General features: G+C 69.7%; 10 protein-coding genes and 2 pseudogenes. 6 read left to right on the top strand and 6 right to left on the bottom strand.

Annotation, left to right across the window (positions count from 1 at the left end):
• Positions 1 to 208: 208 nt before the first annotated feature.
• A complete protein-coding gene (ileS, locus tag ACWD6R_RS28040; protein WP_451821247.1) occupies positions 209 to 3,367 on the bottom strand; it encodes an isoleucine--tRNA ligase in 3,159 nt (1,052 codons plus the stop codon).
• 538 nt (positions 3,368 to 3,905) lie between these two features.
• Between ileS and ACWD6R_RS28035 the strand changes: the two genes are divergently transcribed.
• The 6 genes and pseudogenes from ACWD6R_RS28035 (at position 3,906) to ACWD6R_RS28010 (ending at position 9,272) form a co-directional block, all read left to right on the top strand.
• Complete coding sequence (locus tag ACWD6R_RS28035; RefSeq protein ID WP_451821246.1) at positions 3,906 to 4,766, top strand: TraR/DksA family transcriptional regulator; 861 nt, start codon at positions 3,906 to 3,908, stop codon at positions 4,764 to 4,766.
• A gap of 58 nt (positions 4,767 to 4,824) precedes the next feature.
• Complete coding sequence (gene lspA, locus ACWD6R_RS28030; RefSeq protein ID WP_451821245.1) at positions 4,825 to 5,439, top strand: signal peptidase II; 615 nt, start codon at positions 4,825 to 4,827, stop codon at positions 5,437 to 5,439.
• A 23-nt stretch (positions 5,440 to 5,462) separates the two neighbouring features.
• Complete coding sequence (locus ACWD6R_RS28025) at positions 5,463 to 6,404, top strand: RluA family pseudouridine synthase (protein WP_451821244.1); 942 nt, start codon at positions 5,463 to 5,465, stop codon at positions 6,402 to 6,404.
• Entirely contained in the window at positions 6,401 to 6,880 is a 480-nt protein-coding gene (locus ACWD6R_RS28020; protein WP_451821243.1) for a GNAT family N-acetyltransferase, read from the top strand. The genes ACWD6R_RS28025 and ACWD6R_RS28020 overlap by 4 nt, the downstream gene beginning before the upstream one ends.
• A gap of 142 nt (positions 6,881 to 7,022) precedes the next feature.
• Positions 7,023 to 8,608, top strand: a pseudogene (locus tag ACWD6R_RS28015) (Na+/H+ antiporter).
• 94 nt (positions 8,609 to 8,702) lie between these two features.
• Complete coding sequence (locus ACWD6R_RS28010) at positions 8,703 to 9,272, top strand: dienelactone hydrolase family protein (RefSeq protein ID WP_406418590.1); 570 nt, start codon at positions 8,703 to 8,705, stop codon at positions 9,270 to 9,272.
• A 58-nt stretch (positions 9,273 to 9,330) separates the two neighbouring features.
• Here the strand turns inward: ACWD6R_RS28010 and ACWD6R_RS28005 are convergent, their stop codons facing one another.
• From ACWD6R_RS28005 to ACWD6R_RS27985, 5 genes and pseudogenes are all read right to left on the bottom strand, one after another.
• Positions 9,331 to 10,314 (bottom strand): zinc metalloprotease, encoded by a 984-nt coding sequence (locus ACWD6R_RS28005; protein ID WP_451821242.1) that lies wholly within the window; start codon positions 10,312 to 10,314, stop codon positions 9,331 to 9,333.
• Positions 10,315 to 10,600: 286 nt separating this feature from the next.
• Positions 10,601 to 10,741 carry a hypothetical protein gene (locus tag ACWD6R_RS28000; RefSeq protein WP_451821241.1) on the bottom strand — a complete coding sequence of 47 codons (141 nt, stop codon included), beginning with the start codon at positions 10,739 to 10,741 and terminating at the stop codon, positions 10,601 to 10,603.
• Positions 10,740 to 10,895, bottom strand: a pseudogene (locus ACWD6R_RS27995) (alkaline phosphatase D family protein); the annotation flags it as partial. The pseudogene ACWD6R_RS27995 and the gene ACWD6R_RS28000, both read right to left, overlap by 2 nt.
• 240 nt (positions 10,896 to 11,135) lie before the next feature.
• Entirely contained in the window at positions 11,136 to 11,951 is an 816-nt protein-coding gene (locus ACWD6R_RS27990) for a DsbA family protein (RefSeq protein ID WP_451821240.1), read from the bottom strand.
• Positions 11,952 to 11,996: 45 nt separating this feature from the next.
• Complete coding sequence (locus ACWD6R_RS27985; RefSeq protein WP_451821239.1) at positions 11,997 to 12,728, bottom strand: hypothetical protein; 732 nt, start codon at positions 12,726 to 12,728, stop codon at positions 11,997 to 11,999.
• Positions 12,729 to 12,732 lie beyond the last annotated feature (4 nt).

The following is a 12,732-nucleotide window of genomic DNA, read 5'->3' as shown; positions in this document are numbered from 1 at the left end:
AGGGGAGACCCCATCCGAGGGCCTTCCGGCGCCTTGGAATCGCACGTACCAGACCGCGTCCGCTTTCCGATCGAAGGTCACCCGACAGGCTCTCAAACGCCGGCGAGGCTGGGTATGGGGGCGGGCCCCCGGCTTCGGCAAGGGACGGCCGGGGGAACAGCGAGAGGCCCGGCCGGAACGTGTCCGGCCGGGCCTCTCGTGGTGCGGGTTACTGCTCCGTCTTGCGGAGGCGGAACGTCAGCGCCAGACCCTCGTCCTCGAACGGAGTGCCGTACGCCCCGTCCGCCTCACCCTGCGCGTAGTCCAGCGCCAGCACCTCGTCCGCGATGAGCGGCGCGTGTTCGGTCAGCGCCTCGACCGTCGCGGGGGACGTGGACGTCCAGCGGACGGCGATGCGGTCCGCCACGTCCAGGCCGCTGTTCTTGCGGGCCTCCTGGATCAACCGGATCGCGTCACGGGCCAGGCCCGCACGCCGCAGCTCCGGGGTGATCTCCAGGTCGAGCGCGACCGTCGCGCCCGAGTCGGACGCCACCGACCAGCCCTCGCGCGGCGTCTCGGTGATGATCACCTCGTCGGGGGCGAGGGTGACTGTCTCGCCGTCGACCTCGACCGACGCCGTGCCCTCGCGCAGGGCCAGGGAGAGCGCCGCCGCGTCGGCGTTCGCGACCGCCTTCGCCACCGCCTGGACGCCCTTGCCGAACCGCTTGCCCAGTGCCCGGAAGTTCGCCTTCGCCGTCGTGTCGACCAGCGAGCCGCCGACCTCCGAGAGGGAGGCGAGCGAGGAGACGTTCAGTTCCTCGGTGATCTGGGCATGCAGCTCGGGGGAGAGCGACTCGAAGCCAGACGCCGCGACCAGGGCGCGGGACAGCGGCTGGCGGGTCTTGACGCCCGATTCGGCGCGCGTGGCGCGGCCGAGCTCGACCAGGCGGCGCACCAGCGCCATCTGCGTGGAGAGCGCCGGGTCGATCGCGGCCAGGTCCGCCTTCGGCCAGGAGGACAGGTGCACCGACTCCGGGGAGTCCGCAGTCACCGGGACGACAAGGTCCTGCCAGACCCGCTCGGTGATGAACGGGGTCAGCGGGGCCATCAGACGCGTGACCGTCTCGATGACCTCATGCAGCGTGCGCAGCGCCGCCTTGTCACCCTGCCAGAAGCGGCGGCGGGAGCGGCGCACGTACCAGTTGGACAGGTCGTCCACGAACGCGGACAGGAGCTTGCCGGCGCGCTGGGTGTCGTACCCCTCCAATGCCTGCGTGACCTGGTCCACCAGCGCGTTCAGCTCGCTGAGCAGCCAGCGGTCAAGGACTGTGCGGTCCGCCGGGGCCGGGTCGGCCGCGGACGGCGCCCAGTCCGACGTGCGCGCGTACAGCGCCTGGAAGGCGACCGTGTTCCAGTACGTGAGGAGGGTCTTGCGCACGACCTCCTGGATCGTGCCGTGGCCCACGCGCCGCGCCGCCCACGGGGAGCCGCCCGCCGCCATGAACCAGCGGACCGCGTCCGCGCCGTGCTGGTCCATGAGCGGGATCGGCTGGAGGATGTTGCCCAGGTGCTTGGACATCTTCCGGCCGTCCTCGGCGAGGATGTGGCCCAGGCAGACCACGTTCTCGTACGAGGACTTGTCGAAGACCAGCGTGCCGACGGCCATCAGCGTGTAGAACCAGCCGCGGGTCTGGTCGATCGCCTCGGAGATGAACTGCGCCGGGTAGCGGCTCTCGAACAGCTCCTTGTTCTTGTACGGGTAGCCCCACTGCGCGAACGGCATCGAGCCCGAGTCGTACCAGGCGTCGATGACCTCCGGGACGCGGTACGCCTCCAGCTGGCAGTTCTCGTGCGAGCAGGTGAACGTGATCGCGTCGATGAACGGACGGTGCGGGTCCAGGTCCGACTGGTCGGTTCCGGTGAGCTCGGTGAGCTCGGCACGGGAGCCGACGCAGGTGAGGTGGTTGTCCTCGCAGCGCCAGATCGGCAGCGGGGTGCCCCAGTAGCGGTTGCGGGACAGCGCCCAGTCGACGTTGTTGTTCAGCCAGTCGCCGAAGCGGCCGTTCTTGACCGAGTCGGGGAACCAGTTGGTCTTCTCGTTCTCTTCGAGGAGCCGGTCCTTGATGGCGGTCGTACGGATGTACCAGGACGGCTGCGCGTAGTAGAGCAGCGCGGTGTGGCAGCGCCAGCAGTGCGGGTAGCTGTGCTCGTAGGGGACGTGGCGGAAGAGCTTGCCGCGGGCGGCCAGGTCCTCGGTGAGCGCCTCGTCGGCCTTCTTGAAGAAGACGCCGCCGACCAGCGGCAGGTTCTGCTCGAAGGTGCCGTCGGGGCGGACCGGGTTCACGACCGGCAGGCCGTAGGCGCGGCAGACCTTGAGGTCGTCCTCACCGAAGGCGGGGGACTGGTGGACCAGACCCGTACCGTCCTCGGTCGTCACGTACTCGGCGTTGACGACGTAGTGCGCCGGGGCGCTGTCGCTCGGGAAGTCGACGAGGGCGAACGGGCGCTCGTACGTCCAGCGCTCCATCTCGCGGCCGGTGAAGGACTGGCCGGTGAGCTCCCAGCCCTCGCCGAGTGCCTTCTCCAGGAGGGGCTGGGCGACGACGAGCTTCTCCTCGCCGTTGCTCGCGACGACGTACGTGACGTCGGGGTGCGCGGCGACGGCGGTGTTGGAGACCAGGGTCCACGGGGTGGTCGTCCAGACCAGCAGCGCGGCCTCGCCGGCCAGCGGGCCGGAGGTGAGCGGGAAGCGTACGAAGACCGAGGGGTCGACAACCGTCTCGTAACCCTGGGCCAGCTCGTGGTCCGAGAGGCCGGTGCCGCAGCGCGGACACCACGGTGCGACGCGGTGGTCCTGGACCAGCAGGTCCTTGTTGAAGATCTCCTTCAGGGACCACCAGACGGAGTCGACGTACGACGGGTCCATCGTGCGGTACGCGTCGTCCAGATCGACCCAGTAGCCCATCCGGGTCGTGAGCTCGGTGAACGCGTCGGTGTGGCGGGTCACGGACTCGCGGCACTTGGCGTTGAACTCGGCGATGCCGTACGCCTCGATGTCCTTCTTGCCGTTGAAGCCCAGCTCCTTCTCGACAGCGAGCTCCACCGGCAGTCCGTGGCAGTCCCAGCCGGCCTTGCGGCCCACGTGGTAGCCCTGCATGGTGCGGAAGCGGGGGAAGACGTCCTTGAAGACGCGGGCCTCGATGTGGTGGGCGCCGGGCATGCCGTTGGCGGTCGGTGGGCCCTCGTAGAAGACCCACTCGGGGCGGCCCTCGGACTGTTCGAGGCTCTTGGCGAAGACCTTGCTCTCGCGCCAGAAGTCGAGCACGGCGTGCTCCAGCGCGGGAAGGTCGACCTGGGCGGGTACCTGGCGGTACTGCGGCGATGTCATGGGCGAGATTCCTCCGGCGGACGTTTTCCACTCCCGTCGGAGGGACGAGAACCGTACGGTTCCCGCGGTACCACCCTCCTTGGCCCCGGGTGTGCGCCCGTGGCCCCCTCATTGGGGTCGCGATGCCGGTTCTACTTGCCTTGCGGCGTTCTTCCGACGGCTCCGGGTGATCTTCACGACGCGCTCGCCCCCGGGCTTCCACCGTCCCCGGGTCGCTCCTGGCTGCGTACGACGCTACTCGTCCCATCCACGCCTCTCGCTGGGCCCAGTGTACGGGCCCGTACGGGCGACGGCCGACCGGTTTATCCGGGGGGTGCGGGCGTGACCCGAATGGCGAGACGGGGCGTGCGGAGTCCCGGCGGGGTAGCGGAGGGCGGATTACCGGGCGGGGAGCTGGGAACAACGGTTTCAGGCGCGCGCTGATCCGACACGGGGAGAGGCGATTCGGCGGCGTGCCCCGTTGCCGCGGGGCTGGGGTCGATTTATCGTCCCAGCACGATTCGCGTGCAAGATCACAATATGTGAAGGGGCCGCGGCCATGGTGGCGAAGAAGACCGCCGTACAGAAGTCGGCGTCAGCGAGATCCACGGGTGCGGCGGCCGAGGAGACGAACGGAGACACGGGCACGGAGACCGTCCTGGAGCCGATTCCGGTGAAGGCCGCGGCGAAGAAGGCCGCGGCGAAGAAGACCGCGGCGAGGAAGGCTGCGGCGAAGAAGGCTGCGGCACCGAAGACGGCCGCGCACGAGGCGGACGGAGAGCGGACGGCCGACGGTGACACCGGCGGCGGGCACGCGGCACCTGGCACGAAGGCCGCTGCCAGGAAGAACGCAGTCAAGAAGGCTTCGAAGAAGGCCGCTGCGGCGGCCACGAGGGCGGCCGAGGCCGCCGAACAGACGGGAGCCCACACGGTGGTAGCCAAGAAGAGCGCAGCCCGGACCCGCACGTCCGGCAAGGACGCGGCACCGGTGCCGCCCGCCCGGGTCGCCGCCGCGACGGCGCCCGGGGATCTGGCCGTACGGCCGGGCGAGGACCCCTGGACGCCGGAGGAGGTTGCCGAGGCGCGGGCCGAGCTGACCAGCGAGGTCATGCGGCTCCGCAGCGAGCTGGAGGCGTCGGGTGCGGCGCTCGCCGGGCTGATGCGCGACTCCGGTGACGGGGCCGGTGACGACGAGGCGGACACCGGCACGAAGAACATCACCCGCGAGCACGAGATGGCGCTCGCCGCCAACGCCACGGAGATGCTGGAGCAGACCGAGCGGGCGCTGGCCCGGCTCGACACGGGGACCTACGGACTGTGCGAGATCTGCGGCAATCCGATCGGCAAGGCGCGGATGCAGGCGTTCCCCCGGGCGACGCTCTGTGTCGAGGACAAACAGAAGCAGGAGCGTCGCGGCTGATTCAGGGAGGTGTGTCGTACCCTCGTCTTCGGTCAGGAACCTAGGTTGAGGGACTCACGTGGCAGAGGCGGAGCGCATCATCGGTACGCCGGACATCCCTGATGCTGAGGGGACCGGGGGCCCCGAGGACGAGGTGCGGGGTGAGCCCGGGGGCGCGGACACGGACCGGGCCGAGGCCCCCGGCAAGGGCAAGCGGAAGATCATGGTGCTCTTCGCCGTGGCCGTCTTCGCCTATCTGCTCGACCTGATCAGCAAGATGATCGTGGTCGCGAAGCTGGAGCACCAGCAGCCCGTCGAGATCTTCGGCGAGTGGCTGCGCTTCGACGCGATCCGGAACGCGGGCGCCGCCTTCGGTATCGGCGAGGCGTTCACGGTGATCTTCACCGCCATCGCGGCGACGGTGATCGTGGTCATCGCCCGCCTCGCCCGCAAGCTCTACAGCCTGCCGTGGGCGATCGCGCTCGGTCTGCTGCTCGGTGGTGCGCTCGGCAACCTCACCGACCGGATCTTCCGCTCGCCCGGCCTCTTCAAGGGCGCGGTGGTGGACTTCATCGCCCCCGCGCACTTCGCCGTCTTCAACCTCGCGGACTCCGCCATCGTCTGCGGCGGCATCCTGATCGTGATCCTTTCCTTCAGGGGCCTGGACCCCGACGGCACCGTGCACAAGGACTAGCAGCGGCAAGGCATACTCGACTGGTGAGTACGTATCCCGAGGTCCGCACCCTGCCCGTTCCCGACGGTCTGGAAGGCGAGCGTGTCGACGCCGCCATTTCCCGCATGTTCGGCTTCTCCCGCACCAAGGCCGCCGAGCTGGCCGCTGCCGGGAAGGTGCAGGTGGACGGCGCTGTGGTCGGGAAGTCCGAGCGGGTGCAGGGCGGTGCCTGGCTGGAAGTGGAGATGCCGCAGGCACCCGCTCCGGTGCAGATCGTCGCCGAGCCCGTCGAGGGCATGGAGATCGTGCACGACGACGACGACATCGTCGTGATCGTGAAGCCGGTCGGGGTCGCAGCCCACCCGAGCCCCGGCTGGACCGGCACGACGGTCATCGGCGGTCTCGCCGCGGCGGGTTACCGGATCTCGACCTCGGGCGCCGCCGAGCGCCAGGGCATCGTCCACCGCCTCGACGTCGGCACCTCGGGCCTGATGGTCGTCGCCAAGTCCGAGCGGGCCTACACGCTGCTGAAGGGCCAGTTCCGCGACCGGGTCGTCGAGAAGAAGTACCACGCGCTGGTCCAGGGCCACCCGGACCCGATGAGCGGCACCATCGACGCCCCCATCGGGCGCCACCCGACGCACGACTACAAGTGGGCGGTCACGGCCGAGGGCAAGCCCTCCGTGACGCACTACGACCTGATCGAGGCGTACCGGTCCGCGAGCCTCCTCGACATCAAGCTGGAGACGGGCCGTACGCACCAGATCCGGGTGCACATGTCCGCCCACCGCCACCCCTGCGTCGGCGACCTGACGTACGGCGCCGACCCGACGGTGGCCAAGCGCCTCGGGCTGACACGGCAGTGGCTGCACGCGGTCCGGCTCGGCTTCGAGCACCCGTCGGACGGCAGCTGGGTGGAGTTCGCCAGCAGCTATCCGGACGACCTGCAGCAGGCCCTCGACAGGATTGCGGCCGAGAGCCAGTGACCACCGGAACCCCGGCCCCGTACACCACGCGCACAGCCGTCGACGAGAGCGACCTCGCGGCCTGCTTCCAGGTCCGCAAGGAGGTCTTCGTCGGCGAGCAGAACGTGCCCGAGGAGATCGAGTACGACGCCTACGACGCGGACGCGCTGCATGTGATCGCCGTCGCGGCGGACGGTGTGGCGCTCGGCACGGGACAGTTGCTGCACGGCGCGGGCGTGGCCGCCAAGACCGGTGGCGACCTCACCGTCGGCTCGCTCGGACGGCTCGCGGTGACCAGCCGGGCGCGCGGTCTCGGGGTCGGCGCGGCGCTGGTCCGGGCCATCGAGGACGCGGCCCGCGGTCTCGGTCTGGCCGCTGTGGACCTGCACGCCCAGACCCATGCGCTCGGCTTCTACGAGCGGCTCGGGTACGTGGCGTACGGCCCCGAGTTCCCGGATGCGGGGATCCCCCACCGGGCGATGCGCCGCAGCCTGTAGATCACACCGGGCGCCGCTCCGGTCGTACGAACCTGAACGACACCCTCGCGCACGTCTCCGTCAGTCCGGCAGACCCCAGCGCGTCCAGGTCCCGTTCGACGGCACGTCGCGCGGACCCGGCTCCCGCTCCGGAAGGCACATCGTGGACCAACTGGCACTGCTCCTCCTGCTGTTACTCGGAGCCGTGGTCACGGTGCCACTGGGGGAACGTCTCGGGTTGCCCGCGCCGGTACTGATGACGCTCGCCGGAGTCGGCATGGCGTTCCTCAGTTTCGTACCGAATGTGGACATCCCGCCGGAGATCATTCTTCCCGCGCTGCTGCCGCCGCTGCTCTACGCCTCCGTGCAGCGCACCTCCTGGCGGCAGTTCGCCGCCAATAAACGACCGATCTTTCTGCTGGCCGTGGCACTGGTCTTCGTGACGACGGCAGCCGTCGCCGCCGTCGCCAACGCGATCGTCCCCGGTCTGCCCCTCGCCGCCGCCGTGGCTCTCGGCGCGCTCGTTGCCCCGCCCGACCCGGTCGCCGCGACCGCCGTCGCGGGATCGCTCGGGCTGCCGCGCAGGCTCGTCTCCATCCTGGAGGGCGAGGGACTGTTCAACGACGTGACCGCGATCGTGCTCTACCACGTGGCGATCGCCGCCGCGGTGAGTGGCACCTTCTCGCTGCCGGAGGCCTTCGGGTTGCTGATCCTCTCCGCCGTGGTCGCCGTGGCGGTCGGTCTCGCGGTGGGCTGGCTGACCATCAAACTCATGGGTCTGCTCGGCGATGCGACGCTCCAGGTCGGGCTGACGCTGCTGGTGCCGTTCGTGAGCTATGTGCTCGCGGAGGAGCTCATGGGGTCGGGCGTGCTCGCCGTGCTCACCACCGCGCTGTTCCTCGCCGAGCACACCGCCGACGCGGACGACGTGCTGGGCCGGCTCGCCGGCCGCAGCTTCTGGGAGATCGTCGACACCCTCGTCACCGGCGTCGCCTTCGGCCTGATCGGTCTCGAACTGCACAACGTCTTCGGCACGTCGCACGGGCGCGCCTGGCAGATGGCCGGCTGGGGCCTGGTGGTGGTCGCGGTCGTCGTCGGCGTACGGCTGCTGTGGCTGCTGCCCGCCACCTGGCTGGCCAAGCGGCTGCACACCCGCCGCGACTACAGCGAGGAGATCCCCACCAGCTGGCGCGAGACCGTCGTGATGTGGTGGGCCGGGATGCGCGGGGTGGCCTCCGTCGCGCTGGCCCTCGCGATCCCGCTGGAGACGGACGACGGAAACCGTTCCCCGGCCGCGACGAGATCGTCTTCATCGCCTTCGTCGTGATCATGGCGACCCTGGTCGTCCAGGGACTCACCCTGCCGTGGCTGGTACGGAAGCTCGGCGTCCGCGCCGACACGGACGCCGAGGCCGCGCTGGAACGGGACCTCGCGTTGCGCGCCGCGAAGGCTGCGAGGCACCGGCTCAAGGAGATCCAGGAGGTCGAGGAGTTCACGGAGGAGGTTGTGGAGCGGCTGCATCGGCTGGCGTACGACGTGGGGGCGCGGATCAGCCCCGACATGGTCGACGAGGACCGGCGGGAGGCGTACGCGAAGCGCGCCGAGCGGTTCCGGGCGGTCAACCGGGTGCAGCTCGAGATGATGTCCGCCGCCCGGCACGCGGTGCTGTCCGCGCGCAGCGAGTCGGGGACGGACCCGGAAGTGGTCGACCGGGTGCTGCGGCAGCTGGACGTACGCAGCCTGCGCTGACCCGGGCGCCCCCGCGGCCGTGACCAGCGGACGCAGAACGTTCTCCGTCCCGTCGTTCTCCATGCTGTCGATCGAAACTGGCACCATTGCTCCCATGAACATCATGCTTTTCCACTCGACGTACGGTCTGCGCCCCGCGGTGCACGCGGCCGCCGCCCGGCTGCGCGGCGCAGGGCACGAGGTGCACGTGCCCGATCTCTTCGACGGGCACACGTTCGAGACCGTCGAGGAAGGCATGGCCTTCAGGGACGAGCTGGGCAAGGACGAGTTGCTCAAGCGCGCTGTGCTGGCCGCAGCCCCCTACTCCGAGCGCGGTCTCGTCTACGCCGGCTTCTCCTTCGGCGCCGCCACCGCTCAGACCCTGGCACTCGGTGACGAGAAGGCGCGCGGGCTGCTGCTCTTCCACGGCACGTCGGACATCGCGGAGAACGCGGAGGTCGACGAGCTGCCCGTGCAGCTCCATGTCGCCGACCCCGACCCGTTCGAGACGCACGACTGGCTGAACTCCTGGTATCTGCAGATGCAGCGGACCGGCGCCGATGTGGAGATCTACCGGTACCCCGGTGCGGGCCACCTCTTCACGGACCCGGACCTGCCGGACTACGACGCGGCGTCGGCCGATCTGACGTGGAAGGTCGCCCTCGGCTTCCTCGCCACTCTGTAGACGGCCGGAGCCCCACACACCATGACGGTGTGCGGGGCCCCTCGTCCGTACGCCGGGATCAGGCGCGGTAGGCGGTCCAGCTGTCGCTCATCCGCTGCACCTGGCCCGCGGTGAACTGGTACATGCACGAGTCGTAGGTGTAGTCCATGAAGTTGTGGATCGGGTCGACCCCGGTCTTCTTGGTGCAGGTGTCGCGTCCGGTCGGGCACGCGAACGCGGGGCTCTGCTCGGCCGGCGTGTCGGAGACGTAGTCGCCGTTGCCGTTACAGCCGCCCTGGAACGTGTGGTAAAGCCCCATCCAGTGGCCGGCCTCGTGGGTGGCGGTGTCGCCCTCGTCGTAGTTGGTGGCCGAGCCGCCCGGCAGCGAGGTGTCGAGGATGACCACGCCGTCCATGCTCGGGCTGGAGTTGTACGAGCTGGGGAAGGTCGCCCAGCCGAGCAGCCCGCCGCCGAGGTTGGCGGTGTAGACGTTGAGCGCGTTCTTGCCGCCCTTGCGCAGCGCCGTCTTCATGGCCTTCTCGGCGGAGGAGCCCGAGGAGAGGTTGTACCAGGTGGCGTTGTCCGTGTAGTCGGTGCCGGCCAGCGAGAACTGGAAGCCGGAGTTGGTGTTGCCGGTGCCCTGGCCGCCGTATGCCGCGTTCAGCACGCTCATCTGGCTGCTGATGTCGCCGGAGGTGAGCTTGCCGGTGGCGCCGGAGTGGATGACGTGGAAGTAGACCGGGATGGTTGCTCCGGCGGCGAGCGTGGCGCCGCTGGCCCGGCGGTCCGCGAGTCTCGCCTTGAGCTGCGTGTCCATGGCCTTGGCCTGGGTCGCGGTCAGTTCGTTGGGGTCGGAGGCGTGCTTGGTGCCCGAAGGACGGGCCTCGCGCGCGGTGGCGTCGGTGCTCGCGCACTTCTCCGCCGAGGCGGAGGCGGTGGACACCTTGGCGGCGGCCGCGCCGGAGGGAGCGGAGAGCGGTGCCAGGGCCAGGGTTCCGGCCAGGACGGCGATGCCGATCGCACGGTGACGTATACGTGGCGATATACGGGCAAGAGTGCGCACGAGTACTCCTCGCTGAAGCGTGGGGGAGGGATTTCCTCACCCGCCGCCGGGAGATTACGTGCGCATGTCACACCTTGAGGAGCACTGATCAGGCCCAATCAATCGTGGGGCAAACCGGGGAAACGGGGAGAAATAATTCTGTCCGTTCCAGGGTTTGAGACACGGACGTAACGTCGCGCGTTACCCCGACGGGTGGTGTGTCCCCATTGGATCCAGGGAACACGCCACCCGCCGTAGCGACGTAATGCGCCGTCAACATGGCCCGCCGTGGCCGAAACCAGACGTTTCAGCGCACCGGGCGGTACGCCCGCTCGACCTTCTGGGTGCCGCTGAGCGTCCGGTACGAGCACGTCCAGGCGGAGCTCGCGTCCCGCTTCGTCTTGTCGGAGACCGCGTAGTAGTCCATCTGCGAGCGCTCGGCGGTCAATCTCGTGGGCCGGCTCGCGCTGTCGTACGACGTACTTCGCGTTCGGGTAGCTGCCGGACGCGTACTCATAGGTGTAATCGCCGAGATGGAGGACAGCGTCGAGATCGGCGCGGGCTGCGAGATGGCGGTACGGGGAGGAATAGCCGGACTCCCAGAACCCTACTGGCCGGTAAGGCGAACGGGCGGGCGAACCACGGAAGTTCGCCCGCCCGTAAGACCGGCCGGCAATTGGGGGGCGGCGTCACGGGGCTGGGGGACGCACCTCGCGGCGTTGTCGTCCATCACCATGGCTCCGCCATGGCTCAATCCTTCGCCTTGCGATGCACGCACCCCAGCCCCGCTCCTTCACCCACCCCCCAATTGCCGGTCGGTCCAAGGAAACCGCTGCCGGTTGTCAGCCCTTCAGTGCCTTGGTGATCGCGGTGTTGAAGTCGGCCACGCTCATCGGGGCGTTCTCGCTGCCCTCGCTGGTGAGCGTCTTGCCGTCCATCTTCAGCGTCGGGGTGCCCTTCACGCCGCTCTTGTCGAACGCCGCGGACATCTTCATCGCCCAGTTGTCGTACGTGCCGTCGTTGACGTCCTTCTGGAACGCCTTGTTGTCCTTCAGCTCGTCCACCGTGTTCGCGACCTTGATCAGGTACGAGTCCTTGGCGAACTTGTCGTCGGACTCCTCCGGGTGGTACTTCGCGGAGTAGAGCGCGAACTTGTAGTCGAGGAACGCCTGCGGGCTGACGTCGAGCGCCGCGCCCAGCGCGCTGAGCGCGTTCTTGGCGCCCTCGCCGTTGTCGCTGTTGTCGATGAACGTGGCGCCGATGTACTTGACCTTGTACTTGCCGGCGTCGACGTCCTTGTGGATCGTCTCGCCGACGGTCTGCTCGAACTGGCCGCAGATCGGGCAGCGCGAGTCCTCGTACAGTTCGAGGGTCTTCTTGGCGGTCGACTTGCCGATGACGACGGTCGTGCCGTCGGTGCCCGACGTGTTCTTCGGCGCGGTGACGTTCTTCGCGTCCGCCGCCGCCTCCCAGTGACCGGGCTTGTTCATCTGCATCACGCCGTAGCTGACGCCGCCGGCGATCGCCAGCACGGCGACCACCGAGACGCCGACGAACACCTGCTTGCGGATCTTGTCCTTCTTGGCCTGGCGCTCGCGCTCCGCGCGCAGCCGCTCACGGGCGGCTGCCTTGTTGGCCTGGCTGTTGCGATTGCTCATGGCTGTTTCTCCGTGGTGTGTGGGGTTGTCAGGGACTGTCCGGGCTCAGGCGGTGGCGCAGGCCGAGCGAGGCGGTCCCCTCCGTCCCACGGAGTGCACGAGGAGGCGGGCATGCGCGAGCAGGTGCGGGCGGTACGGGGCGGGCCGGGCGGCACGCCGTACGGAGCGGCGGACCGTACCCGCCACGGCGACCGCGATCAGCAGCGGCCGGAACGCCGTGGCGGCGACCGCCCGCAGCAGGCCGGCGAGCGCGGACTCGCCACGCCGCAGCCACGCCGCGGCCAGCAGACCGACCGACACATGGGCGGCCAGCAGCAGCCACGGCACAGCGGGGCCGGGAGAGGCCAGCAGGGCGGCGGCACCATGTCCGGCATCGGTCACGGAGGCGAGCGGGGTGCCGGCCGCGCCGACCCCGCCGAGCTGCGCCCCACCGGTACCGACCTCGCCGCCGCCGCACAGGACATCGACGCCGACCGAACGCAGCGGACCCGCGATCGGGCCGCCCGCCGCTCCGTAACAGAGGTGCTGGCCGGTGGTGAAGACCGTGTCCGCGGCCAGCTCCAGCGGCACCAGCAGCCCGGCGATCGCGCCGAAACCGCGCTCCCGGCCGGCCAGCGCGTACGCCGCGGCGAAGACCAGACCGGCCAGCCCGCCGACCACGGTCAGCGGCAGTGGGACCTGGGAGAGCAGCACATGGGACGCAGCGGAGAGCGTCACGACGAGCGCTGTGAATAGCGCCGCGCGTACGACTCTGAGCTGCGTCCCGGATATGTCCATCGTC

The organism is Streptomyces sp. NPDC005151 (assembly GCF_053599875.1).
Note: the sequence above shows the minus strand (reverse complement) of the source record. Positions and strands in the feature narration are given on the sequence as shown.